The 25289-nt window shown below is 65.8% G+C and carries 20 protein-coding genes and 4 pseudogenes; 16 read left to right on the forward strand and 8 right to left on the reverse strand.

Annotated features, from left to right (window positions below):
• The first annotated feature begins 33 nt into the window (after positions 1-33).
• The 4 genes and pseudogenes from ONR75_RS26410 to lpxK all read left to right on the forward strand — a co-directional run bounded on the left by ONR75_RS26410 (position 34) and on the right by lpxK (position 3329).
• Entirely contained in the window at positions 34-282 is a 249-nt protein-coding gene (locus ONR75_RS26410) for a DUF4170 domain-containing protein (RefSeq protein ID WP_265079856.1), read from the forward strand.
• The gene (locus ONR75_RS26415; protein WP_265079857.1) at positions 279-1004 is read left to right on the forward strand and encodes a lysophospholipid acyltransferase family protein; all 726 of its coding nucleotides are present in this window, start codon (positions 279-281) and stop codon (positions 1002-1004) included. Before ONR75_RS26410 ends, ONR75_RS26415 begins: the two co-directional genes overlap by 4 nt.
• Positions 985-2318: pseudogene (locus ONR75_RS26420) on the forward strand (3-deoxy-D-manno-octulosonic acid transferase). The gene ONR75_RS26415 and the pseudogene ONR75_RS26420 overlap by 20 nt, the downstream one beginning before the upstream one ends.
• A gap of 88 nt (positions 2319-2406) precedes the next feature.
• Positions 2407-3329 (forward strand): annotated as a pseudogene (gene lpxK / locus ONR75_RS26425) (tetraacyldisaccharide 4'-kinase).
• A 127-nt stretch (positions 3330-3456) separates the two neighbouring features.
• On the opposite strand, the gene ONR75_RS26430 reads toward lpxK, so the two are convergent.
• The 3 genes from ONR75_RS26430 to ONR75_RS26440 all read right to left on the reverse strand — a co-directional run bounded on the left by ONR75_RS26430 (position 3457) and on the right by ONR75_RS26440 (position 5507).
• The gene (locus tag ONR75_RS26430; RefSeq protein ID WP_265079858.1) at positions 3457-3681 is read right to left on the reverse strand and encodes a DUF2093 domain-containing protein; all 225 of its coding nucleotides are present in this window, start codon (positions 3679-3681) and stop codon (positions 3457-3459) included.
• A gap of 226 nt (positions 3682-3907) precedes the next feature.
• Positions 3908-4837, reverse strand: a complete 930-nt coding sequence (gene ubiA, locus ONR75_RS26435; RefSeq protein ID WP_265079859.1) for a 4-hydroxybenzoate octaprenyltransferase — start codon at positions 4835-4837, stop codon at positions 3908-3910.
• Positions 4838-4847: 10 nt separating this feature from the next.
• Positions 4848-5507 carry a hypothetical protein gene (locus ONR75_RS26440; RefSeq protein WP_265083807.1) on the reverse strand — a complete coding sequence of 220 codons (660 nt, stop codon included), beginning with the start codon at positions 5505-5507 and terminating at the stop codon, positions 4848-4850.
• A 225-nt stretch (positions 5508-5732) separates the two neighbouring features.
• On the opposite strand from ONR75_RS26440, the gene ONR75_RS26445 reads away from it, so the two are divergent.
• The 6 genes from ONR75_RS26445 to ONR75_RS26470 all read left to right on the forward strand — a co-directional run bounded on the left by ONR75_RS26445 (position 5733) and on the right by ONR75_RS26470 (position 11679).
• The gene (locus ONR75_RS26445; RefSeq protein WP_265079860.1) at positions 5733-6488 is read left to right on the forward strand and encodes a 16S rRNA (uracil(1498)-N(3))-methyltransferase; all 756 of its coding nucleotides are present in this window, start codon (positions 5733-5735) and stop codon (positions 6486-6488) included.
• 120 nt (positions 6489-6608) lie between these two features.
• Complete coding sequence (locus ONR75_RS26450; RefSeq protein ID WP_265079861.1) at positions 6609-7784, forward strand: ATP phosphoribosyltransferase regulatory subunit; 1176 nt, start codon at positions 6609-6611, stop codon at positions 7782-7784.
• A complete protein-coding gene (gene hisG, locus ONR75_RS26455; protein ID WP_265079862.1) occupies positions 7781-8758 on the forward strand; it encodes an ATP phosphoribosyltransferase in 978 nt (325 codons plus the stop codon). The genes ONR75_RS26450 and hisG overlap by 4 nt, the downstream gene beginning before the upstream one ends.
• An 83-nt stretch (positions 8759-8841) precedes the next feature.
• Positions 8842-9891: a glycosyltransferase family 2 protein gene (locus ONR75_RS26460; RefSeq protein ID WP_265079863.1), complete on the forward strand. Its 1050-nt coding sequence runs from the start codon at positions 8842-8844 to the stop codon at positions 9889-9891.
• Positions 9888-10730: a ChbG/HpnK family deacetylase gene (locus tag ONR75_RS26465; protein ID WP_265079864.1), complete on the forward strand. Its 843-nt coding sequence runs from the start codon at positions 9888-9890 to the stop codon at positions 10728-10730. Before ONR75_RS26460 ends, ONR75_RS26465 begins: the two co-directional genes overlap by 4 nt.
• Positions 10731-10860: 130 nt before the next feature.
• Positions 10861-11679 carry a DUF2076 domain-containing protein gene (locus ONR75_RS26470; protein WP_265079865.1) on the forward strand — a complete coding sequence of 273 codons (819 nt, stop codon included), beginning with the start codon at positions 10861-10863 and terminating at the stop codon, positions 11677-11679.
• 69 nt (positions 11680-11748) lie between these two features.
• Here ONR75_RS26470 and ONR75_RS26475 read toward each other — a convergent pair whose 3' ends face one another.
• Positions 11749-12549: a L,D-transpeptidase gene (locus ONR75_RS26475; RefSeq protein ID WP_265079866.1), complete on the reverse strand. Its 801-nt coding sequence runs from the start codon at positions 12547-12549 to the stop codon at positions 11749-11751.
• A gap of 297 nt (positions 12550-12846) precedes the next feature.
• Between ONR75_RS26475 and ONR75_RS26480 the strand changes: the two genes are divergently transcribed.
• On the forward strand, positions 12847-13623 hold the full coding sequence (locus tag ONR75_RS26480) for a protein phosphatase CheZ (RefSeq protein WP_265079867.1): 777 nt from the start codon (positions 12847-12849) through the stop codon (positions 13621-13623).
• A 116-nt stretch (positions 13624-13739) separates the two neighbouring features.
• Here ONR75_RS26480 and ONR75_RS26485 read toward each other — a convergent pair whose 3' ends face one another.
• Entirely contained in the window at positions 13740-14261 is a 522-nt protein-coding gene (locus tag ONR75_RS26485) for a hypothetical protein (RefSeq protein WP_265079868.1), read from the reverse strand.
• Between the two features lie 315 nt (positions 14262-14576).
• On the opposite strand from ONR75_RS26485, the gene groES reads away from it, so the two are divergent.
• The 4 genes and pseudogenes from groES to ONR75_RS26505 all read left to right on the forward strand — a co-directional run bounded on the left by groES (position 14577) and on the right by ONR75_RS26505 (position 19585).
• Positions 14577-14873 (forward strand): co-chaperone GroES, encoded by a 297-nt coding sequence (gene groES / locus ONR75_RS26490; protein WP_265079869.1) that lies wholly within the window; start codon positions 14577-14579, stop codon positions 14871-14873.
• A gap of 193 nt (positions 14874-15066) precedes the next feature.
• Complete coding sequence (gene groL / locus ONR75_RS26495) at positions 15067-16722, forward strand: chaperonin GroEL (protein WP_265079870.1); 1656 nt, start codon at positions 15067-15069, stop codon at positions 16720-16722.
• Positions 16723-16892: 170 nt separating this feature from the next.
• The gene (locus ONR75_RS26500) at positions 16893-18101 is read left to right on the forward strand and encodes a hypothetical protein (protein WP_265079871.1); all 1209 of its coding nucleotides are present in this window, start codon (positions 16893-16895) and stop codon (positions 18099-18101) included.
• Between the two features lie 25 nt (positions 18102-18126).
• Positions 18127-19585: pseudogene (locus ONR75_RS26505) on the forward strand (phytoene desaturase family protein).
• A 14-nt stretch (positions 19586-19599) separates the two neighbouring features.
• On the opposite strand, the gene ONR75_RS26510 reads toward ONR75_RS26505, so the two are convergent.
• Positions 19600-19992 carry an META domain-containing protein gene (locus ONR75_RS26510; protein ID WP_265079872.1) on the reverse strand — a complete coding sequence of 131 codons (393 nt, stop codon included), beginning with the start codon at positions 19990-19992 and terminating at the stop codon, positions 19600-19602.
• Between the two features lie 175 nt (positions 19993-20167).
• Positions 20168-21833, reverse strand: a pseudogene (locus tag ONR75_RS26515) (L-lactate permease).
• A 288-nt stretch (positions 21834-22121) separates the two neighbouring features.
• Here ONR75_RS26515 and ONR75_RS26520 point away from each other — a divergent pair.
• Positions 22122-23864 carry an ABC transporter ATP-binding protein/permease gene (locus ONR75_RS26520; protein ID WP_265079873.1) on the forward strand — a complete coding sequence of 581 codons (1743 nt, stop codon included), beginning with the start codon at positions 22122-22124 and terminating at the stop codon, positions 23862-23864.
• On the opposite strand, the gene ONR75_RS26525 is transcribed toward ONR75_RS26520, so the two are convergent.
• Positions 23846-25183: a chloride channel protein gene (locus ONR75_RS26525; protein WP_265079874.1), complete on the reverse strand. Its 1338-nt coding sequence runs from the start codon at positions 25181-25183 to the stop codon at positions 23846-23848. The genes ONR75_RS26520 and ONR75_RS26525 overlap by 19 nt on opposite strands.
• Between the last annotated feature and the right edge of the window lie 106 nt (positions 25184-25289).

Raw genomic sequence — 25289 nt, forward strand, 5'->3', positions numbered from 1 at the left:
GACCGCAGCCGGGACGCTGCAGGAAACACATTCATGTCGGACAATGCGCAGCCGCAACTGCTTCATCTGGTCGTCGGTGGCGAACTGACCGATCTTACCGGCACCACCTTCAAGGATCTCGACCAGGTCGAGGTCGTCGGCCTGTATCCGAACTATGCCTCCGCCTTCGCGGTCTGGAAGTCGAAGGCCCAGATGACGGTGGACAACGCGCACATGCGCTATTTCATCGTCCATCTGCACCGCCTGCTCGATCCCAGCCAAGACGCGAAGCCCCGCAGTTGAAACGACTGCTTCGCAACACGCTGCGCAGCAGCTGGGTCCAGCGCGCGGCGGGCTTCGTCGCGGCCGAATTCCTGCGGCTGGTGTGGAAGACCAACACTTTCGCCTACGATCCGCCGAACGTCTATGACATCGTCGAGCCTGAGATGCCGGTCATCCTCGCCTTCTGGCACGGCCAGCATTTCATGACGCCGTTCATCCGCCGCAAGAACTATCAGGGCAAGGTGCTGATCTCGCGCCATCGCGATGGCGAGTTCAATGCGCTCGCTGCCGAAAGGCTGGGCATCGGCACGGTGCGCGGCTCCGGCGATCATGGCGGCGCCTTCCACCGCAAGGGCGGCGTCGGCGCCTTCAAGGAGATGGTGCGCGTGCTCGAACAGGGCATCAACATGGCGCTGACCGCCGACGTGCCGAAGCGTTCGCGCGTGGCCGGCCTCGGCATAATCATGCTGGCGCGCGAATCGGGCCGTCCGATCATGCCGTTCGCTATGGCCACGAGCCGCTTCATCCAGCTCCAGAACTGGGACCGCACCACCATCAACCTGCCATTCGGGCGCGGCGTCCTGATCGGCGGCGAGCCCATCAGCGTGCCCGCGGACGCCGATTCCGCGACCATGGAAATGCTGCGGCTGCGCCTTGAGACCACGCTGAACGACGCCACCCGGCGCGCTTACGAAGCGGTCGGCCGCCCGGAAGAGGCAACCCATGCCCCGCATCAGGGCTAAAGCCTTGGCGACGACGGATTCGCTGCCGGTGACGCTGCGCGCCTATCGCCGGCTCTCGGCGGCGCTGGGGCCGCTGGCGCCGTTGCTGATCCGTCAGCGGCTGAAGCACAGCAAGGAAGACCCGGCGCGCTGCGGCGAGCGCCGCGGCATCAGCGCCATCGACCGCCCCGCGGGGCCGCTGGTGTGGATCCACGGCGCCAGCGTCGGCGAGGTGCTGGCGGCGGCGGCGCTGATCGAGCGGCTGCGCGCGGCCGGCATGCGCATTCTTCTGACATCGGGCACGGTGACCTCGGCGGCGATCGTTGCCAAGCGTTTTCCGGCCGACATCATCCACCAGTTCATCCCCTACGATGCGCCGCGCTTCGTTTCGCGGTTTCTCGATCACTGGCGGCCGTCACTGGCGCTGTTCATCGAATCCGACCTGTGGCCGAACCTGATCCTGTCGGCCCATGCCAGGCGTCTGCCGATGGTGCTGATCAACGGCCGGATGTCGCAACGCTCGTTCCCGCGCTGGCAGAAGTTCTCGGCCACCATCGGCGCCCTGCTCGGCCGCTTCGACATCTGCCTCGCGCAATCCGACACCGACGCCGAACGCTTCAGCGCGCTCGGCAGCCGCAACGTCATCACCACCGGCAATCTCAAGCTCGACGTGCAGGCGCCCCCGCCGACGACGCCAAGCTGGAAAAGCTGATGGCCGTGACCCGCGGCCGTCCGGTGATCGTGGCCTCGTCGACCCATCCCGGCGAAGAGGAACTGCTCACCGCCGCACACAAGAACCTCGCCGGTTTCTTTCCATCGCTGCTGACCATCATCGTGCCCCGTCATTCCCACCGCGGCGAGGCCGTCGCGCAGATGATCGCGGCCACGGGCGCCCAGGTGGCGCTGCGCTCGCGCGAGGAATTGCCGACCTCCTCCACCGACATCTATGTCGCCGACACCATGGGCGAACTCGGCCTGTTCTACCGGCTCGCGCCGGTGGTGTTCATGGGTGGCTCGCTGGTGCCGCATGGCGGCCAGAACCCGATCGAGGCGATCAAGCTCGACGCCGCCATCGTGCATGGCCCGCACGTGTTCAATTTCACCGATGTCTATCAAGCGCTCGACGGTGCCGGCGGCGCGAAGCAGGCCGACGACAGCGATGCGCTGGTCCGGCAGCTCGGTCATCTGCTGGGCCATCCGGACGCGCGCAAGAGTTCGATCGCGGCCGGCGTCGGCGTGGTCGAACGGCTCGGCGGCGCTCTGGAGCGGACGCTGGGCGCGCTGGAGCCCTATCTGCTGCAATTGCGGCTGGAGATGGGATCGCGCGATGCATGAGCCGGCGTTCTGGCACGCGCCGTCATCGTGGCTGGCGCGCCTGCTGATGCCGCTCGCCGCCGTCTACGGCGAGATCGCCGCCACCCGCATGTCACGCAAGGGCATCGATGTCGGCATTCCCGTGTTGTGCGTCGGCAACTATCATGTCGGCGGCGCCGGCAAGACGCCCACCACGCTGGCGCTGGTGGCGCTGTTGCGCGATCTCGGCGAGACGCCCGTGGTGCTGAGCCGCGGCTATGGCGGCAGCCTGCGCGGCCCGGTCAGGGTCGATCCCGGGCGGCACGGCGCGGCGGAGGTCGGCGACGAGCCGCTGATGATGGCGCGCCACGTGCCGGTGGTGAGCGCCCGTGACCGTGTCGGCGGCGCGGCGTTGGCCCGCTCCACCGGCGCCAGCGTCATGGTGATGGACGACGGCTTCCAGAACCCGGCCCTCACCAAGGATACAAGCTTCATCGTCATCGACAGCGATCGCGGCCTCGGCAATGGCCGCGTGCTACCGGCAGGACCGCTGCGCGCACCGCTCGACGCGCAGCTCCCGCGAACCGACGCGCTGGTGATCGTCGGCCGCGGTCACGCTGCGGACGCCGTGGCGGATGCGATCGCCGCACAAGGCTGTCCGGTGTGGCGCGCGCAGATCACGCCGGACGCGGCCACGGTCGCGCGGCTGCAGGGAAAGCGGGTGCTGGCCTTTGCGGCATCGGCGATCCCCGCCGGTTCTTCAACACGCTGCGGACGGGCAATGTCGATGTCGTCGTCGAGAAGGCGTTTGCCGATCATCATCCCTACACGGCAGCCGATCTCGATGCCCTGCTCGCACAGGCCAGGCGCGACGGTCTGACATTGGTGACGACTGAAAAGGATCTGGTGAAATTGCGGGCGCTGCCCGGCGCACAGGACATCGTCCCCTTCGCCATCAACCTGGCGTTCGACGAGGCCGGGGCGCTTGAAACCTTCGTCCGGACGGAGCTCAACAAAGCGCGCAGCAGGAACTGGACGACGAAGCCCCGATGAGATGTAGGGTGGGCAAAGGCATCGACCGCGCGGAAGCGCGGAGATGACGTGCCCACCATCAGACGCACAGCGGGTGTCGTGGTGGGCATGGCGCAGGCGCGCCTTTGCCCACCCTACTGTCTAAACCTCAGCTCGCCTTCAGCGCAGCCGGGTAGTGTCGCTGCAGCACAGAGGACGGGAGCGCATAGGCTTCCTGCAGATCGACGCTCCAGTATTTCAGCTCATCGAGCGGAATCCGCTCCTGGGTGATCGCGCATTTCACATAGGTACCCGGCGACACCACGCGGAAATCGCCATCGAGATATTGCAGCTTCGCCTCGCCGTTGCCCGACGGTCCGAATTTGTTCAGCACAGTGTGTCTCCTCGTCGTCGCGGCGGCCTGCGGCCCGACGGAATGTTGTCGTACCCGGTAGCATAAATCGCCTGCTGCGTCGCAGATATAAACCATGCATGACGCCGGCGGTAGGGCCGCGGCGGCCGGCCTGTCAGGATGTCTGATCCAGCGATTTGCCGTAGCGATCGAGCAGCGCCGCGACCTCGTGCGGATGCCTGTCGAGCGTCTCCGACGCGCCTACTCCTCAGGCCCGCAGCACTGCATCGACCAGCAATCCCGCCAGTAGCAGCAGCCCGGCGTCGCGGTTGGATTTGAATACGCGCAGGCATAAAGCGGGATCGCGGATGTCGAGCCGGACGATCTGCCAGATCAGATGCGCAGTGAAGACCGCAAGCCCCAGCCAGGCCGGCCAGTGCGCACCGCCCAGCGCCAGCGCCGCGCCGATCAGCGCCACCGCCAGCGCGTAGAATGCCCCGAGCGCCAGTCGGGTGCGCGCGCCGAACAGCAGCGCCGTGGACTTGATGCCGATCAGCGCATCGTCCTCGGCGTCCTGGTGGGCGTAGATGGTGTCGTAGCCGATCACCCATGAGATCGAGCCGGCATAGAGCAAGAGCGCAGTGGCATCGATGCGGCCGAACTGCACCGCAAAGCCCATCAGCGCGCCCCAGGAGAACGCCAGCCCGAGCACCACCTGCGGCCAGTAGGTGACCCGCTTCATGAACGGATAGGCGGCGACGATGACCAGCGAGGCGATGCCGGTGGCAATCGCGAAGCTGTTGAACTGCAGCAGGATCGCAAGTCCGATCAGCGCCTGGAGGACCAGGAACGCGGCGGCCTTGGTGACGCTGACCTGCCCGGCCGGAATCGGCCGCGATCGCGTCCGCTCCACTTTCGCATCGAGATCGCGGTCGGTGATATCGTTCCAGGTGCAGCCGGCGCCGCGCATCACGAAGGCGCCGACGAAGAACAGCACGATGATCGTGGGAAGCTGGCTGACGTCGTGGGCAACGCCGGCGGCCAGCGCCGCCGACCACCAGCACGGCATCAGCAGCAGCCACGATCCGATCGGCCGGTCGAAGCGCGCCAATCGCAGATAGGGCCGCGACCACAGCGGCGCGATGTGATCGACCCAGTTGCCGGTCGCATCGGCAACGCGGGCGGCCGCATCGCTCATCGGAGGGCGATCATCGGGTCAACACGTTGCCGTTCAGCGTGTCGAAGGTGCTGCCGCCGCGCTTGGCGGCGGTGGCTTCCGGCATCGCCGCCGAGGAGCCGAGCACGTCGGCAAGGCTCGGAGCCGCCGGCCCGCGCTGCTGCACCTGCTGGGCCGCGTTGCAGACCTGCGCTAGCATCTTCTCGGTGTTCTTGTGACCGGACTTCATCTGCTCGCTGACATTCGGCGGAATGCCGCATTTCTGCGCGTTGGCCTCGATGTACTTGATCATCTTGACCTCGCTCTGCGAGAAGTTGCCGATCAGCTTGCAGGCCTCCTGCGGCGGCGCGTGGCGCGAGCTGGCGGCCTTGATCGCCTGGCCGCGCTTTTCCGCTTCCTGACGCAGCGGCATGAACTGCTTCATGCAGTCCTCGCCGCCGGGGGGACCCGCCTGCGGACCCGGCTGGGAAAATGCGCCAACCGGCGGTGCGCCGGCCGACGGAAACGGGCTGGGCGCACCCACGGCAGCCGCCGGCGCACCGTTGACGGGTGGAAATGGCGAGGCGGCGGGGGCGCCGTTGACCGGCGGGAACGGCGAGGCGCTAGCCGGCGCAGCGGCGCCGCCCGGCAACGGCGCGGGGAATGCACCCTGGGCGCGAAGCTCGGCGGCCTGGACGGCCAGGACCGCCATGGTCAGCGGCACGATCAGATAACGGATGAGCAAAGATCTTCCTCCGGCAAGGTCCACGCGTCCCCGAGCCCTTTTGAAAGGGAATGTTGGTTCGGGGCCTTTTACGATTCCTGCCAGTCCTTAACAACCCGCGGAATTTGGCAACAGCACGGCGCAATGCCATGTCGGGCGGTGATAATTCGCCGCAGTTGGGCTAATGCTCGCCTCCCCGATGGAAACCGACCGATGCCGCAAGCCGATTTTCGCAGCCCCCGCCTGTTCGTCGATGCGCCATTCGCGCCTGACGGCAGCCTCGCGCTGGACCGCAGCCAGAGCAACTACCTCGGCAATGTGCTGCGGCTGGGCGCCGGCGACCAGGTGCTGGTGTTCAACGGCCTCGACGGCGAATGGCGCTCGGCGATCTCCGGCGGCAAGCGCGTCGATCGGCTGACCCTGCTGGCGCAGAGCCGGCCGCAGGACCGGTTGCAGGACATCACCTACCTGTTTGCGCCGCTGAAACACGCCCGCCTCGACTATATGGTGCAAAAGGCCGTGGAAATGGGGGTTTCGGCGCTGCAGCCGGTGACCACCCGGTTTACCCAGGTGTCCCGGGTCAATACCGAGCGGATGCGGGCCAATGTGGTGGAAGCCGCCGAGCAATGCGGCATCCTCAGCATCGCCGGAGTCGGCGAACCGCAGACCCTGGACAAATATCTCGGCCAGCGCGACGGCGCCCGGCTGCTGGTGTTCTGCGACGAGGAGGCCCCCGTGGCCGATCCCGTGGCGGCGCTGGCCGGCGCCCGCGAGCAGGCCGGCCACGGCATCGACGTGCTGATCGGCCCGGAGGGCGGCTTCGCCGGGCCGGAGCGCGACGTTCTGCTGAAGCAGCCGAATATCCTGCGGCTGGCGCTGGGACCGCGAATCCTGCGCGCCGATACCGCCGCCGTAGCCGCCCTGACCCTGGTGCAGGCCGCGCTCGGTGATTTTGCGGTAACCAAGTAGGAAGACGGGTGGAAATCCTGACCCCGCATTAAGCCACTTGGCCGATGGTGGGTCGAAACTCCCCGCCGGCCATGTTAAGGGGCTGCGCCGACTGACACTTTGGAACTGCTGGACGCTGAGATGACCGAAACCGCCGCCCCTCGCGCGACCGGATCCGCCGCATGGGCGGATGCGCTGCTGCTGTCGTTCGCCCAGGCCGGCTACCACCAGGCCGAGCCAGCGATCCTACAGCCGGCCGAACCGTTTCTCGACCTGTCCGGCGAGGACATCCGCAAAAGCCTGTACCTGACCACCGACGCCTCCGGCGACGAGCTGTGCCTGCGTCCGGACCTCACCATTCCCGTGGCCCGGGATTACCTCGCCTCCGCCCAGGCCGGACAGCCGGCCGGCTTCTGCTATCTCGGCCCGGTGTTCCGTTATCGCCAGGGCTGCCCGAGCGAATTCCTGCAGGCCGGGATCGAATCCTTCGGCCGCCAGGACAGTGCCGCCGCCGACGCCGAAATGCTGGCGCTCGGCCTCGAGGCCACCGCCACCTTTGGCGTGACCGACGTGGACATCCGCACCGGCGACGTGGCGCTGTTCACCGCGCTGATCGACGCGCTTGACCTCTATCCGGTGTGGAAGCGCCGGCTGATCAAGGATTTCAACCGCAAGGGCGATCTCGAGATGGATCTCGGCCGCCTGACGCTGGCGGAAGCGCCGGCCCGCAACGAATATGAAGGCGTGCTCGCCGCATTGGCCGGCTCCGACCGCAAGGCGGCGCTGGCACTGGTCACCGACCTGATGTCCATCGCCGGTGCCAGCAATGTCGGCGGCCGTTCGGTGGCCGAGATCGCCGACCGTTTCCTCGAGCAGTCGACGCTCAAGGGCGGCGCCCTGCCCCGCGAAGCACTGGCGCTGATCAAGCGCTTCCTCGCCATCTCCGGCAGTCCCGACGACGCGCTGGCGCAACTGCGCGCGCTGGCCGCCGAGGCGCAGCTCGACCTCACCGCGGCCATCGACACCTTCGAAAGCCGCACCGGCTTCATGGCCGCCCGTGGCGTCGACGTTTCGAAGATCCGCTTCGCCACCTCGTTCGGCCGCGGCCTCGACTACTACACCGGCTTCGAGTTCGAACTGCACCGCAAGGGCAACGGCGTCGAGCCGTTGGTGGCCGGCGGGCGCTATGATGGCCTGCTCAGCCAGCTGGGTTCCACCACGCCGATTCCCGCCGTCGGCTTCTCGATCTGGATCACAACTCTGACACAGGTTCGCCGCAACGCTTCCGCAAGCGAATTGGCGGGGAGCACACCATGACCGCGCCGTTCGTTCTCGCCGTTCCCTCCAAGGGCCGCCTCCAGGAAAACGCCGAGGCGTTCTTCGCGCGCGCCGGGCTTGCGCTGGCCAAGCCGGGCGGCGCCCGCGACTATCGGGGCACCATTCCCGGCCTCGACAACGTCGAGATCGCCTATCTCTCGGCCAGCGAGATCGCCTCGCAGCTGGCGCGCGGCGCGGTGCATCTCGGCGTCACCGGCGAGGACCTGCTGCGCGAGAGCATCGTCGATGCCGACAGGCGCGTTGCGCTGATCGAGGGCCTCGGCTTCGGCAGCGCCAACGTGGTCGTCGCCGTGCCGCAGTCGTGGATCGACGTCCGCACCATGGCCGATCTCGACGACGTCACCACCGGCTTCCGCGCCCAGCACAACCGCCGCATGCGCGTCGCCACCAAGTACATCAACCTGACGCGCAACTTCTTCGCCGCACATGGCGTGGTCGACTACCGCATCGTCGAGAGTGCCGGTGCCACCGAGGGCGCCCCCGCCACCGGCACCGCCGAGATGATCGTCGACATCACCACCACCGGCGCCACCCTCGCGGCCAACGGCCTCAAGGTGCTCGATGATGGTGTGATCCTGCGCAGCCAGGCCAATCTCGTCGCCTCGCGCGACGCCGACTGGAGCGACCACGCGCGCGAGACCGCACGCATCATTCTCGACCATATCGCCGCGCGCGCCCGCGCCAGCAAGTACAAGGAAGTCCGCACCCGCTTCGCCGGCTGCGACGCCGCCCTGCTGGCCGAAGCGCACAAGCGTTTCGGCGTGGTGTCGCCATTCGGCGGACCGACCTCGTCGGGCATGATCACGCTGCACTGCCCGCCGGCGCAGATCTATGCATTGGGCAGCTTCCTGCGCGACCACGGCGCCGATACGGTCTCCGTGGCATCGCTCGATTACGTGCTCGACCGCGCCAATCCGCTGTTCGCCAAGCTCGAGACATTCCTGCGGCCGTAGAGCGCGAACCGCCGGCCTTGCTGGCGACGACGCCTCGCCGTAACCATATGTTGCTGCATGTTGTGGATTCTGGGACCTGATCGATGATGCTCGGCAGTGACGTTTCTGGCTTGGCGACCGACCCCGCGACCGCTGCGGCGCAGGGGTTGTCGATCGTCGTGCCGGTCTACAACGAAGCCGCCGGCCTGACCCACTTCCATGAGCGGCTGGGCGTGCTGGCGCAGACCCTGAAGCAGCGCCACGGCCTCGCCTGCGAAGTTGTCTATGTCGATGACGGCAGCGCCGACGGCACGCTGGCAATCGCCCGCGCGTTGCCGGCCACCTCCTCGCTCGACGTGCAGGTGGTGTCGCTGTCGCGCAATTTCGGCAAGGAAGCCGCCCTGATGGCCGGGCTCGACCACGCCTCCCGCGGCGCCGTGATGTTCATGGACGGCGACGGTCAGCATCCGCCCGAACTGGTCGAGCAGCTGGTGCGGCACTGGATCGTCGAAGGCTATGACGTCGTCTATACGGCGAAGGCGCATCGCGACAACGAGTCGTTTCTGCGCCGCCAGGCGGTGCGCGGCTTCTACGCGCTGATCAACTGGGGCGCCCGCCAGAAGATTCCCGAAGACGCCGGCGACTTCCGGCTGCTGTCACCGCGCGCTGCCGCGGCACTGCGGCTGCTGCCGGAGCGCAACCGCTTCTTCAAGGGCCTCGCCACCTGGATCGGCTTTCGCCAGTTGCGCGTCGACTACGAACCGGCGGCGCGCGCCCATGGCGTCACCTCGTTCAACCCGCGACAGCTGATCGGCCTGTCGATCGAGGGGCTGACCTCGTTCTCGGTGGCACCGTTGCGCTTTGCCAGCATGTTCGGATTGCTGCTGGCGCTTGGTGCCTTCCTGTTCGGCCTCAACATCCTGTGGGAGACCTGGATGGAGGGCAAGTCGGTGCCCGGCTATCCCTCGCTGATGGTCGGCCTGATGACCATCGGCGGCGTACAACTGCTGATGATCGGAATCATGGGCGAGTATATCGGCAAGATCCTCTCGGAGCTGAAAGCAAGGCCAATCTACTTCGTGGCCGAGCACAGCGTGAAGCGTAGCACGACCGACGCCGCCGTCAGCGTCGGCGACCGGACCGCAGCCGAATGACCGACGACACGCCGCGCCGGATCTGGCTGTGCGCCGACGATTACGGTCTCAGCTCCGGCGTTAATCGCGGCATCCGCGAGCTGATCGAACGCGGCCGGCTCAACGCCACGTCGGTGATGGTGGTAGGCCCGGCGATCGGTCGCGACGAAGTCAGTGCCCTCAACGAAGCTGTCGCCAGCAGTCCCCGCTGCGCCATCGGCCTGCACGCCACGCTGACCGCGCCGTTCTATCCGCTGACGATCAACTTCCGGCCGCTGCAGGGTGGCCTGTTCCTGCCGCTCGCCAGCAAGCTGCGCAGCAGCATGTTGCGGCGGCTCGATCCGCAAATGATTCGCGGCGAGCTGACGGCGCAGATCGCCGCATTCGTGAACCTGTTCGGACGTCCGCCGGACTACATTGACGGCCATCAGCACGTGCACATTTTCCCGCAGGTGCGCGATGCGTTTCTGGCCGCGGCCAGGACGCAGGCGCCCGAAGCCTGGGTGCGCCAGTGCGGTCGCACCGGGCCGTTGCGGGAGCGGCTGAACATGCCCAAGGCGATGCTGCTCGATACGCTCAGCGCCGCGTTTCGCAAGCGCGCCGCGCGCCATGGCGTCGCCTTCAATCCCGGCTTTGCTGGCGCCTACGACTTTGTCCGAGAGGCCGATTTCGGCAGGCTGATGGGCGGCTTTCTCCACGGGCTGCCGGACGGCGGACTCATCATGTGCCACCCTGGCTTTGTCGACGAGGTCCTGGTCAGCCTCGATCCGCTGACCGACCAGCGCGAGCGGGAGTATGCGTTTCTCGCCAGCGACGACTTTTCGCGCCTGCTCGACGCGAACAAAGTTACATTGAGCTGACGCTTCGGGTCGGCCGCCGGCGATTTGTCGCATACCGAAATTTAATCCGGGCGGCACTATTCGCGACACAAAGCGTCACTACATCTCCCAGGCGCTGCCGAAGCGCGCTTAGTGCAAGCCGGAGAACGCCATGACACCGCAGGAACGCCAGCTGGTTGACGATCTGTTCGACCGGCTCAGCAAGGTCGAAGCCGCGCCGCGCGACCGCGATGCGCTCGACGCTATCGCCGCAGGACAACGCCGCGCGCCCAATGCCCTTTATGCGCTGGTGCAGACCGTGTTGCTGCAGGACGAGGCGCTGAAGCGCGCCCATGACCGCATCACCGAACTGGAAGGCGGCGGCGCGCCCGAACAGGCGCCGCCCGGCGGCTTCCTCGATACCATGCGCGACGCGCTGTTTGGCCAGAACCAGCCCGCCCCGCGCGGCTCGGTCCCCAACGTCCCGCCCCCGAGCAGCCGCCCGGCCTGGAATACCGGGCAGGTGCTCGGCCAGCCACCCGCGCAGGGCGGCTATGGTCAGGGTCAGTACGGCCAGGCGCCAGGCTACGGTCAGGCCCCCGGCTACGCCCAGCCGCAGGCGCCCGCCGCCGCCGGAGGCGGTGGATCGTTCCTGGGCACTGCCGCAGCTGCTGCGGCCGGCATGGTCGGCGGCTCGCTGCTGCTCGGCAGCATCCGCTCCATGATGGGCGGTGCCGGCGGCCATCAGGGCTTTGGCGACAGCGCCAATGCCAGCGAGAGCCGGAGCCCGTGGAGTTCGGATTCGTCCGGCGGCAATCTGGCACGCGATGCCGGCGTCAATGACATCGGCTCATCCGGCCAGCGCGCCGGCGCCTTCGATCAGGCGCAGGCCGATGCCGACCAGGATCAGGACCAGGACCAGGACGATCACGACGATATGGACATGGATTCCGACGATTTCGGCGGCGACGACGACAGCAATTTCGCCTGACCCGGACGCGAACCAAAATGAAAACGGCCGCTCCAGGGAGCGGCCGTTTTGCTATCATGGTGAATGAATTCAGATCACGATGACCCGCGCGCCGACGTTGACCCGGCCGTAGAGGTCGATCACGTCCTCGTTGCGCATGCGGATGCAGCCGGACGAGACATTGGTGCCGATGGTCCACGGCTCGTTGGAGCCATGAATGCGGTACAGCGTCGACCCCAGATACATGGCCCGCGCGCCGAGCGGATTGGCGGGACCGCCTTCCATGTGCCGCGGCAGATCGGGACGACGCAGCAGCATTTCCGGCGGCGGCGTCCAGGCCGGCCATTCCTTCTTGGCGGTAATGGTCTTCACGCCCGACCAGGTAAAGCCGGGCTTGCCGACGCCGATGCCATAGCGCATCGCGCGGCCGTCGCCCTGCACCAGGAACAGGAATTTGTTGGGCGTATCGACGACGATGGTGCCGGGGCTCTCCTTGCCGGAATAAGCCACCAGTTGCGGCTCGTATTTCGGATCCATCGCCGGACGCGCCGGATCGATGGATTCATCCTGCTGCAACATGCCCTGCTGCTGCGGTAGTAGCGCGCGCTGCGGTTCATAGGCGCGCGGATAGGGCTGCTGTTCGGCGGACGGCTGTTGCTGGTAACGCCCGCTTTGCGGCGGCGCGTCGCTGAACAGGAATTCGATGAAGCCGCCGCCCATGCGCGGGCGCTCGGCGTAAGCGACCCGCTGCGGCGCGGGCTGCGACCGATCCGCATAAAGCACGGCGGGCTCGGCAAACGGCGCGGCAGCGTCGAGCGCGGCAGCCTGATGGAGTCCGGCGCCGAGACATGACGCACTGGCGAGAAATGCGACGGATAGTTTTCTGAACATCGACGTACTCTGCACTGTTTCGTCGTGGACGCGCCCTCGACCGAGGAGCGCCTTGCACGCCACGAGTTAGAATCAAAACCGCATCGGTTTGGTAAACGGAAACGGTATTTCGATTCACCACGTCGCAAGTTGAGCCTGTTCTGGATAGTAGCGTTTATTTTCGATGAACACGGATTGTGCATGGTTAACCGTTGATGAGCGCGTGATGAGCGGTGTTTGCAACACGACAATCCGCGTGAACCCGCCGTTAAACTGATCCGTGTACGACAAGGCATTGATTGAACGTTGGGGGACCTGATGTCTGTTCGTCGCAAGCGCTTTCGTATCGAAGAAGTCATTCTCGGTGGTACGCCGATGCCCGCCGAAATCGCTGGCGATACTATGCCCATGCACCGGGAGATCATGACGGAGCTGCGCGCGATCCGCGACCAGATGGGTCGACCTCATCAAGGCGAGAATGCAGTTACCAACCAGATCGGCGCGTCCACCGACGCCCAGGTCGCCGAGGCCCACGCCCTCCTCGAGACCTATCGCGCCCAGATCGAACAGTGCGAAAAGCTCAAGATCGAGCTCGACCTGATCCACGATGCCATTACCCGCACCAAGCAGGAGATTGCCGTTCTGCACGGCAAGAGCTTCGACGGCGAGGAAATGGCCAAGGTCAACGGCGAGCTCGGCGCGGTGGTCGGCGGCACCGAGGAAGCCACCCAGCAGATCCTGGAAGCGGCGGAAGCGATCGACAACGCCTCCACGGCCCTCAGCAAGATCACCTCACCCGACCAGCAGAAGCAGCTCACCGAGGAAATCCAGGAACGCGTTGTCTCGATTTTCGAGGCCTGCAACTTCCAGGATCTCACCGGCCAGCGCATCAGCAAGGTGATGACCACGATGAAGTTCATCGAGAACCACATCACGACCATGATGGACATCTGGGGCGGCGTCGACGCCATCCGCGCCCATGCGCCGCCGATTGTTGACGAGCGCGAGGGTGACGACCGCCTGCTCAATGGCCCGAAGCTCAACGGCGACGTCGGCCACGCCTCGCAGGACGATATCGACGCGCTGTTCGGCTAGGCCCACCCCTCATTCCGGGATAGCTCGCAGCTTCAGCGCTCACGTTCCCGAATGACCACAAAAAACGGCGCCTCCCACGGGAGGCGCCGTTTTCGTATCAGACCGGACGTAGCTCTTTAGGCCCGCGGTGCGCAGCGGACGTACACCATGTTTCCGTAGCGAACCGCGGCATCCTTGTCGATGAAGCGCGTCACCAGAACCCGACCGTCAAAAGAGACGATCTCGCGGTCCTTTTCGCCGCCCGCCGGGCCGGCCGGGCCGATATAGTTCTTGCCGCTCGGGCTGCCTTTCAGGCGCAATTCCTGGGGCGTCGCCTCGTCGGCGAGATGCATGATCACCCCGCCGGAGGTGCCGGCGCCGATGATATAGGGCTGCTTGCACTGGCCGCGCGCGGCATTCTCGGTGCGGGTGCGATCCGCCGGGTTCATGTAGGACGCCAGACCCCAGCGGCCGACCAGCTCGTCGGCGCGGATCGAGGCCGGCATCTCGGGCGCCGGCGGCGGCTCCTGGGCAACCTCGGGCTGCGACGTGCCGAAGCCGCCGAGTCCACCGAAAGAGCTGCACGCGCCCAAAGACATGGCCAGCATCGAGGCGACCCCCAAATTGGCAATTGCGCGCGCGTTGCGTGACCTGATCATAGCATCCCCGTAAAAATATCGATTGTTGCTGACTGCGCCCGTCCGCAGCCCAGCACGAACACCGGCGGAGCAATGACGCTATCAACTACGCCTTTGCACCGATATGGTTTCCAAATCATCCTATATTGGCCTCACCAAGGCCTTAAGCCCTTGCTTGACAGGATCGGTATCTCGCCATATTTCCGGAGCACTTCTTTAGCACTCTTGAAGCGCGATTGCTAAGGGCGCGGACCGATCGACCCAAACGCGGCCAAATCGTCCGGCCCTGGCCCATATGACAGCGATTCACCCGTCAGCCTAGCCAAAGGAACATCCATGTCGAAGATCAAATTCCGTCCGCTGCACGACCGCGTCGTGGTCAAGCGCATTCTCGCCGAGGAAAAGACCAAGGGCGGCATCATCATCCCGGATAGCGCCAAGGAAAAGCCCCAGGAGGGCGAGGTGGTTGCGGTCGGCCCCGGTGGCCGTGACGAGGCCGGCAAGCTGCTGCCGATCGACATCAAGACCGGCGACAAGGTGCTGTTCGGCAAGTGGTCCGGCACCGAGATCAAGCTCGACGGCGAAGAGCTGCTGATCATGAAGGAATCCGACATCATGGGCGTGCTGGCGTAAGCACTGGCGTCGCATACCACTAGGACTGTCACCACCCGCGAAAGCGGGTGGCCCAGTAGACGCGGTCGCCGGTGATTGAATCGCCAGGCCGGCATGTACTGGATCGCCCGTTCCTAGCGCGCAATTGCGCGCACGGCCGGGCGACGACAACCGGAATTCGTTTTTCCAAGTTTCTCTTTCAGGAGCACCCAACATGGCTGCCAAAGACGTCAAGTTTTCCGGAGACGCGCGCGATCGCATGCTGCGCGGCGTCGACATCCTCGCCAACGCAGTGAAGGTCACCCTCGGTCCCAAGGGCCGCAACGTGGTGATCGAGAAGAGCTTCGGCGCTCCGCGCATCACCAAGGACGGCGTCACCGTCGCCAAGGAGATCGAGCTCGAGGACAAGTTCGAGAACATGGGCGCGCAGATGCTGCGCGAGGTCGCCTCCAAGACCAACGACACCGCCGGCGACGGCACCACCACCGCCACCGTGCTGGCCCAGGCCATCGTCCGTGAAGGCGCCAAGTCGGTTGCCGCCGGCATGAACCCGATGGACCTCAAGCGCGGCATCGACATCGCCGTCGCCGCCGTCATCAAGGACATCACCAAGCGTGCCAAGCCGGTCGCCTCCTCGGCCGAGGTTGCCCAGGTCGGCACCATCTCCGCCAACGGCGACGCCACCATCGGCAAGATGATCGCCCAGGCGATGCAGAAGGTCGGCAACGAAGGCGTCATCACCGTCGAAGAGAACAAGTCGCTCGAAACCGAAGTCGATATCGTCGAGGGCATGAAGTTCGATCGCGGCTATCTGTCACCCTACTTCGTCACCAATGCCGAGAAGATGACCGCCGAACTCGAGGATGCCTACATCCTGCTTTACGAGAAGAAGGTGTCCGGCCTGCAGGCCATGCTGCCGGTGCTCGAAGCCGTTGTGCAGAGCGGCAAGCCGCTCTTGATCATCGCCGAGGACGTTGAAGGCGAAGCGCTCGCCACCCTCGTCGTCAACCGTCTGCGTGGCGGCCTCAAGGTTGCCGCCGTCAAGGCGCCGGGCTTCGGTGATCGCCGCAAGGCAATGCTGGAAGACATCGCGATCCTGACCGGCGGTCAGCTGATCTCGGAAGACCTCGGCATGAAACTGGAGAGCGTCACGCTCGCCATGCTCGGCCGCGCCAAGAAGGTGGTGATCGACAAGGAGAACACCACCGTCGTCAACGGCGCCGGCAAGAAGCCCGCCATCGAGGCGCGCGTCAACCAGATCAAGGCGCAGATCGAGGAAACCACCTCGGACTACGACCGCGAGAAGCTTCAGGAGCGTCTGGCCAAGCTGGCCGGCGGCGTCGCGATCATTCGCGTCGGCGGCGCCACCGAAGTCGAAGTGAAGGAAAAGAAGGACCGCGTTGACGACGCGCTCAACGCGACCCGCGCGGCCGTTCAGGAAGGCATCGTGCCGGGCGGCGGCACCGCGCTGCTGCGCGCCAAGAAGGCCGTCGGCCGCATCCAGAACGACAATCCCGACGTCCAGGCCGGCATCAATATCGTGCTGAAGGCGCTGGAAGCCCCGATCCGCCAGATCGCCGAGAATGCCGGCGTGGAAGGCTCGATCGTGGTCGGCAAGATCCTCGAGAACAAGTCCGAGACCTTCGGTTTCGACGCTCAGACCGAGGAATATGTCGACATGGTCGCCAAGGGCATCATCGACCCCGCCAAGGTGGTTCGTACCGCACTGCAGGACGCGGCCTCCGTCGCCGGCCTGCTGGTGACCACCGAAGCCATGGTCGCCGACATTCCGAAGGAAGCCGCGCCGGCAATGCCGGGCGGTGGCGGCGGTATGGGTGGCATGGGCGGAATGGGTGGCATGGGCTTCTGAGCCCGACCGTTCAACCCGAGCGTTCAATATCGAAGGCCGCCCCTCCGGGCGGCCTTCTTTTGCGGGGAACGCAAGGTTGTCGAAGCTCTTTTGTTGTCGCCCCGGTTCTGATTCAATCCGGCGACAAAAAGCTCTAGGGTGGAATCATTGCCCTGTTCGAGGAATTTGAAATGCGCGCGCTTCGTTTTTGCCTGACCGGTCTTGCTGCGGCCTCAACCGTGCTGGCGCTGGGACCTGCCTCCGCCCAGATGAAGCTTGCGCCCAAGAGCGCCGCGCCGGCCAACGAGGCCCGCTACTTCACCTCGATTGACGGTTTGATGGACGGCAATGCCGACGTCATCCTCAAGGAAATCCGCCAGGGCAAGACCGTCACATCGGCGACGCTCGACGTCTGCTATCCCGCCGAAAAGGGTTCCGAGCGCAAGGACCGCTTCGTCGCCAACCTCGCCGTGAGCGGCCAGACCCTGACCGGCACCGCCCAGACCCAGGTCGACAAGCTGCCGGTCTCCGTCAAGCTGACGCGCAAGCCCACCGGCGAGAATTTCGAATTCAAGGGCCAGATCTCCGTGGGCCAGACCACCAACAACGTGGTCTCATCCGACAATTCCGACCAGAGCGAAAAGGAATTCCAGGACAACCAGGCCGTCGACGACAACATCACCGCGTCGCCGAAGGATTTCACCGAAGTCTCTCCCGAAGCGGTTGCGGTCAAGATCAAGCTGGAGGCGGCGCTGGATTTCGTCCGCACGCTGAAGGGGCAGAATGTCGAGGTGTCGCTCGGCAGCCTCAGCGTCGCCTGCGACGCCTTGCGCGCCGGCGAGCAGGTAATCACGCTCAATATCGATCCGGAGCGCGCGGCGGCCTTCGTGGCCAAGGCAAAGACCTATCCCGGCGTGGTCAACGCCGGCTGGACCACCGGCGCGGTCGATCTGGAACGCACTATCCGCTTCGCCGCCGCCGAGTGGCGCGACGGCGACAGACTGAACCGTGACAAGATTGCGACGACGATCGCCAACGTGCTGGCCAAGTCCCTGTCGGCCAAACTGACGGCGTCGAAATGGAGCGACGAGACAGGAAAATTGAAGCTGACCTTCAAGCGGCCGAGCCAACTGATGCCGGGGCTTGAGCTGACCGAGACGCTGGAGATCAACGCCCTCGCCGCCGCCGACCGGCCGGGCGCGTCCGACCGGTTGATGCTGTGGGTCGGGGCTCCAGCGGTATCCACCGCGGATGAGGCCGCGGGTGCCAAACTTAACCTCGCCGACGCCACCGGCGGCGAGGAGGAAAGCGACCCGCGCGACGACAACGGCGCGATCGCAGCCCTCGCCGCGGAGTTCAAGGCTCAGCGCTGGAACGCCGACAATTCGAACTGGAAGTAGCCGCCATCGCAGGAACGAACCGCTGATGGCGCGCTATGATGTGGTGGTGATCGGCGCAGGCCTCGGCGGCCTGGCCGCGGGGGCGATTCTGGCCCGCAATGGCCGCAAGGTGCTGGTCATCGAGCGCAGCAATTCGGTGGGTGGCGCGGCATCGAGCTACAAGGTCGGCGACCTGTTCGTCGAAGGCTCGCTGCACGAGACCAGCGACCCGCGCGAGATCGGCGATCCCAAGCACGGACCGCTGACCCGGGCCGGTGTGCTCGACGCCATCACCTGGACACCCGGCGGCGATCTCTACGAGGCACGCGGCGGACCGCTCGACGCGCCATTGTCGGTGCCGGCAAATTTCGACGACGCCTGCGCCGCGCTGACGCGGCGTTTTCCCGAGGCCCGCGACGGCATTGCGAAGATCCTGGACGACATCGCGCAGATCGTCGCCGGCGCAGCACCGCCCGCCTCCGACGCCTCACTGTCGCTGCAGCAGAAGCTCGATGCCGTGTTCGGCGACAACGAGGCCGTCAAATGTGCCCTGGCCGCCAATCTCGCCTACTACCATGACGACCCCGCCACCTTGTCCTGGCAATGGTTCGCAGCCGCCCAGGGCAGCCTGTTGCGCAACGGCGCCTGCTACGTGAAAGGCGGCTCGCAGCGGCTGTCGAGCGCGCTGGCGCGCGCCATCAAGACCGCCGGCAACGATGCGCTGCTGCGCCGGACCGTGACTGCCATCGCGCCCGGCCCGGACGGCATGCAAATGGTGACGCACAGCGCCAAAGACGGCAGCGATCCGCAGACCGTCACGACGCCATGCATCATCAGCAACGCCGCACCGGAAACCCTCGCCGCACTGCTGCCGCCGGCTGCCGCGCAGACCTTGCGCGCGCACTACGAGGCGGAGACACCGTCGATATCGCTGTTCGCGCTAACGCTCGGCCTGTCGCGGCCGCCAGGCGAGTTCGGCCTGCACGGCTACTCGACCCAGCTGCTGCCGCCGTGGCTGACGCGGCTGTCGGACTATGCCAAGGGAACGACGCTGATGGCCGCCGAGCCCAGCGAGCACATGCCGCCGCTGGCCATCGTCGATTATGCGGCCATCGACGCCGGCGTGCCGGCGCCGCCGTTTGTGCTGTCGATCTTCGGGCCGGACCTGCTGTCGAACTGGGATCCGTCCGACATGGAACGTTACCGCGCCAAGCGCGGGCGATGGCAAGCCGCCATCATCGCCTATCTCGATCTCGCATTATCCGGGTCTGGCGGACGCCGTCACCGCGACCTCCTTCAATACCGCGCTGTCGGTGCGGCAATATCTCAACGCGCCGCACGGCGCGGTCTATGGCTTCGCGCCGACCCCGGGCGCGCCGGTGCGCTCGCCGCGGACGCCATTGCCGGGGATCTATCTGGCGTCAGCCTATGCCGGTTTCGGCGGCTACACCGGCGTGATCCAGAGCGCAGTGGCGTGTGCGGACATGATTCTGGCAGATCGGTAGCGGACGCGTGCTTCTCAGTTGGTATTGAGCCGGAACCGCAGCGGCTTCGGTCCGATGAAGGTGATCGCATCGCCCTGCCGCTTCCAGTTGGTGGCCTCACCCAGCGCCGCCAGCAATTCGTCATCGAGTTGCGCACGCGCCGGTGGACAGTTGCGTGCGTCCATGGCGCCGGCGACGAAGACAACGGTGTCGCCGGCCACCGAGAACTGCCCCTTGCCACCCTTGCACCACAGTTCAACGAGGGTTTCGCCGGCATCGCCGATGTCGAGATTCGGCACCCGCTTCGACCCGGGCTGCGGGGCCGCGTCGAGACTCATCTGCAGGCCGAACGGAAACTCCTCGGCGGCCTGCGCCGGCAGGCCGACCAACAGCACCGAGACGGCGACTGCCGCGCGCCAACATGTCATGGCTGACATCATCTGAATCCCGATTTGACTGACCGATCCAACCCGGCGGGTTCTTACGTGACGCCCGCAACATTGGCCAGATCGGTTCGCGCACAAATCGGGCGAAAAGAGGAAGCGCGCTGCTTCACCTCCCCCAACGGGAGAGGTGAAGCAATATGCTGGTTGCCGGAGTGGTCTACTTCAGGACCATCGCCGTGAACGGATAGACATAGGCCTGCAGCATCACCACGCAGCCGACCAGACAGGCCAGCACGATGGAGTGCCAGAATACGTAGCGCAGGATGGTGCCCTCGTGGCCGTACCAGTTGGTCGCCGTCGATGCCACGACGATCGATTGCGCGTCGATCATCTTGCCCATCACGCCGCCCGACGAGTTCGCCGCCGCCATCAGGATGGGCGACAGGCCGAGTTGCTCCGAGGTGATCTTCTGCAGGTTGCCGAACAGCACGTTCGATGCGGTATCCGAGCCAGTCAGCGCGACACCGAGCCAGCCCAGCAGCGTTCCGAAGAACGGATACATCACGCCGGTCGCAGCAAAAGCGAGGCCGAGCGTGGCGTCGACGCCCGACAGCCGGGTCAGCGTGCCGATCGCCAGCATCGCCGAGATGGTGATCAGCGAGATCGCGCACAGCCTGATGGTGCGGCCGTAGGAGACGATCATCTTGGCGGGCGAATAGCCCATCAGGAACCCGGAGATGATGGCGGCGATCAGCATGCCCGTGCCGGTGAACGACAAATAGGTGAAGCCGAACACCGCGCCCTCGGGCGTCGGCTTGGGAGCGACCGGCGGCACCTTGTTGATCATGTTGTGCAGTTCCGGCACCGGATAGTTCCAGGTGAAGATCGAATTCGCCCAGGTCTTGAAGCCGCCATTGCCCCAGATCAGCATCACGATGCACACGATGATCCAAGGCATCAGCGCGCTCCACAGCTCGGCGGAGGTCAGCGGCGTCTTGTCCATCGGCTTCGGCGCCGTCATGGTGGCCGCGGATCTCGTCCTTGCCGCGCAGTGCCGGCGACAGCCACAGCACCTTCGGCTGCCAGACTTTCAGGAACAGGATCAGGCAGCCCATGGAGATCAGCGACGCACCGATGTCGACGATCCATGGGTTGATATAGTTCGAGATCACGAATTGCGGGATCGCGAAGGACAGGCCGGTGACCAGAATGGCCGGCCAGACATCCTTCATGCCCTTCCAGCCGGCGAATGCCCACACCACCCAGAACGGCACCAGCAGCGAGAACACCGGCAATTGCCGGCCGACCATGGCACCGAGAATGTAGGGATCGAGGCCGGTGACGGAAGCCAGGCCCTGGATCGGCGTGCCCAGCGCGCCGTAGGCAACCGGCGCGGTATTGGCGATCAGCGACAGGCCGGACGCCGCCAGCGGCGAGAAGCCGAGACCGATCAGCACCGAGCCGGTGATGGCCACCGGGGTGCCGAAGCCCGACGCGCCCTCGAAGAACGCACCGAAGGCGAAGGCAATCAGCAGCAACTGCAGCCGGCGGTCCTCGGTGACGCCGCCGATGGCGCGCTTGAGCAGGTCAAAGCGGCCGGTGGCCACCGTGATCTGGTAGAGGAAGATGACGTTCAGCACGATCCAGCCGATCGGGAAGAAGCCGGCCACCACGCCGAGCAGCGACGCGCGGATCGACATGCCCGCCGGCATGGTGAAGATGAAGATCGCGATGAGATTGGCCACTATCACGGCGATGATCGCGGCGAGATGCGCCTTGACCTTGCCGCTGGCGATCAGCACCAGCAACGTCACCACCGGGATCGCCGCGGCGATGGTCGATAGCACCTGACTGTTCAACGGATTGTAGACCTGATTCCACATCGCGGCTCTCCCCCACGCCCAATTGCCGATCCCGATCTGCGTGGTGGGTCAGGACAGCCTGGCGTGATCGCGGGAAGATCGCATTGCGTGATATGACGACCACTCGCCCCGGTCGCTCAGGTCACATCCAATGGGAAAGGCCCCCGCCCCTCGCCGTTACTGCCATGCTAGGGTCAATTACCTTTTGGTAACAAGACGACGCAGGCCATCAAAACTGCAACTTTAGTATAGACAGTCGAATTCTTTCCTATCCCGGGGCAGTTCGCGTCCCGATCCGGAGACCTATTTGTGAAGAACATTCGCGCGACACTGGCGACCGTTTGGCGGATCGCCATCCCTTACTTTCGCTCCGAGGACAAGTGGATGGCGCGCGGCCTGCTCGCCGCCGTCATCGTCATCGAACTGGCCGTGGTCGGATTGAACGTGCTGTTCAACCGCTGGAACAACGTGTTCTACAACGCGCTGCAGGAACGCAATCTCGACGTCTTCACCTACCAGCTCGGCTACTTCTCGGTCCTGGCGGCGATCTTCATCGCGCTCAAGGTGTACCAGCTCTATCTGAACCAGTGGCTGCAGATCCGCTGGCGGCGCTGGATGACCGAGCGCTATCTCGGCGGCTGGCTGTCGCACGGCAACCACTACCGCATGCAGCTGCAGGGCGACGCCGCCGACAACCCCGACCAGCGCATCGCCGAGGACACCCAGCTATTCGTCGACCGCACGCTGGCGCTCGGCGTCGGCCTGCTCAGTTCAGTGGTCACGCTGGCGTCGTTCGTGGTGATCCTCTGGGGGCTGTCGGATGCCGCGCCGTTGCACCTGTTCGGCCGCGAAATTCCGATTCCCGGCTATCTGGTCTGGGCCGCGCTGGTCTATGCGGCGATCGGCACCGCCCTCACCCACCTGATCGGCTCGCCGCTGGTCGGGCTGAATTTCCAGCAGCAGCAATATGAGGCGGACTTCCGCTTCAACCTGGTGCGCGCCCGCGAGAATGCCGAGCAGATTGCCTTGCTGCATGGCGAGCCGGTGGAGCGCATCCGCCTGTCGACGCGTTTCGCGCGCGTGGTGGAGAACTGGCTCGGCATCATGAGCCGCACCAAGAAGCTGACCGCCTTTACCGCCAGCTATTCGCAGATCTCGGTGATCTTTCCGTATGTGCTGATCGCGCCAGCCTACTTCGCCGAGAAGATCCAGCTCGGCGGCATGATGCAGACGGCATCGGCCTTCGGCAGCGTGCAGGACGCACTGTCGTTCTTCATCACCGCCTATCGCACGCTGGCCGAATGGCAGGCGGGCGTCGCGCGTCTCGACGGCTTCGAAGCCGCGATCGCCGGCGCCGAGGCGCTGACCACCAAGGCCGACATCATCCATGTGGCTCCCGCCGACAACGGCGCCATCGACCTCGATGACGTGAAGGTCGGCCTGCCCGACGGCACGCCGATGGTCAGCGCCGGGCGCTTCAGCTTCCGCCGCGGCGAGCGTACGCTGTTCACTGGACCCTCCGGCTCCGGCAAGTCGACCCTGTTCCGCGCCATCGCCGGCATCTGGCCGTTCGGCAGCGGACGCATCGCGATCCCCGCCCATGCCACCTTGATGATGCTGCCGCAGCGGCCGTATTTCCCGGTCGGCCTGCTGCAGGACGCGATCGCCTATCCCGCCGAAACCAGCCAGTTTGGCGCGCAGCGCATCGCCGATGCCGTGATCGCGGTCGGCCTGCCGGCGCTGGCGACGCGGCTTGACGAGGATGCGCACTGGAACCGGATGCTGTCGCTCGGCGAACAGCAGCGCCTCGGCGTTGCCCGCGCGCTGCTGCACCAGCCGCAATACCTGTTCCTAGACGAGGCCACCGCCTCGCTCGACGAACCCGCCGAGGCGGCGCTGTACAGCCTGATCGAGGATCGTCTGCCGAACACCACCATCGTCTCGATCGGGCATCGCAGCACGCTCGAGGCCTTCCACCGGCGCAACATCACCATGGCCCGGTCGGGCCACGGCTTCGCGTTGCAGGAGGCGCCTCAGCGGCCCGCCGATTGAGGCTCCGCCTCGCCGGAAGCACCGGCCTCGAAGCGCGCCAGCGTGATCTTGGCAAGCGCGTGATAGAGGCCCTCTTTGGTCACGAGTTGCGAGGCGGCGTTGGCGATCAGCGCCGCCGCCATCAGCGGGATCACCATGGCGTGGTCATTGGTCATCTCGGACGTGATGACGAAGGATGTGATCGGCGCGCGCACGACGCCGGTCAGATAGGAGACCATCCCGATCAGCACCAGCGCGCCGAGCGGCGCCTGGGGAAACAGCAGCGACAGATCCGACGCGATGCCGGCCCCGATGGCCAGCGACGGCGCGAAGATTCCGCCGGGAATGCCTGATATGGCCGACAGCAGCGTGGCGGCGAACTTCCATCCGCCGAAGCTGTAGTCGATTGCCCCCGAGCCATCGTGAATGATAGCGCGCGCCTGCTCATAGCCGGTGCCGAAAACATGCTCGTGGCTCATGAGCCCGCACAGCGCCACGCCGAGCCCGCATATGGCCGCGAACGCGACCGGATGCCGCTTGATCCAGCCGCCCGCCCGGCCGGGAATGCCAAGCGCAAAGCGGATCAAAACCCTGCTGAACAGCCCGCCCAGCATGCCGCACAGCACGGCACAAACCGGCACCGCGATCCACGCCATGCCCAGCGGCAGCGTCGCCGACGTGGTGCCGAAATATTGATAGTCCCCGACAATCGCCAGTGAGGTGAGGCCCGCGGCAATGATCGCCCCGATGATCAGTCCCGCTGTCCGCATTTCGAACGCGCGACTGAGTTCCTCGATGGCGAAGACGATTCCTGCAAGCGGCGTGTTGAACGCCGCCGCGACGCCGGCTGCAGAGCCGGCGAGGAGAAAGCCGGGCTGCCGGTAAGGCGCGAACCGGCCAAGCGCCGCCATGATGGCGCAGCCCACCTGGATGGTCGGGCCTTCGCGTCCGGTCGAGGCACCGCACAACAGCCCCAGCGTCATGACGATGACCTTGCCGAAGGCGACCCGGAGCGAAACCAGGGGGCCACGCTGCTCGTGCGGCAGCCGCAGCGCGGCAATCACCTGCGGCACGCCCGACCCTTGCGCATTCGGGAAAACGACGATCGCCAGCCACATGCAGACGGCGAAGCCGAGCGGCGTCACCAGCACGGCCCAGTAGCGGGAGTGGCCGAGCACCATGCCGAACGCCGCCTGCGCCTGATCTGCCAGATAGGCCATGGTGATGGCGGCAAGGCCGACGCAAAGGCCGCCGATGACGAACAGGACGTGCCGGGTCCAACGTTTGCGGGCGAGTCGGGAGCGAATGCTGAGATGGGTCAGGTAGCGACGTGTCTGCATGATGGCATGCTTCTGCAGGTCTCGTGCCGCGCCGCAATCGCAGCCCGCGGGCGCTTCACGCCATCTCGACAACGAAAAAGGGGCGGCAGATTGCTCTGCCGCCCCT

This window comes from Rhodopseudomonas sp. P2A-2r, from assembly GCF_026015985.1.
GTDB lineage: Bacteria > Pseudomonadota > Alphaproteobacteria > Rhizobiales > Xanthobacteraceae > Tardiphaga.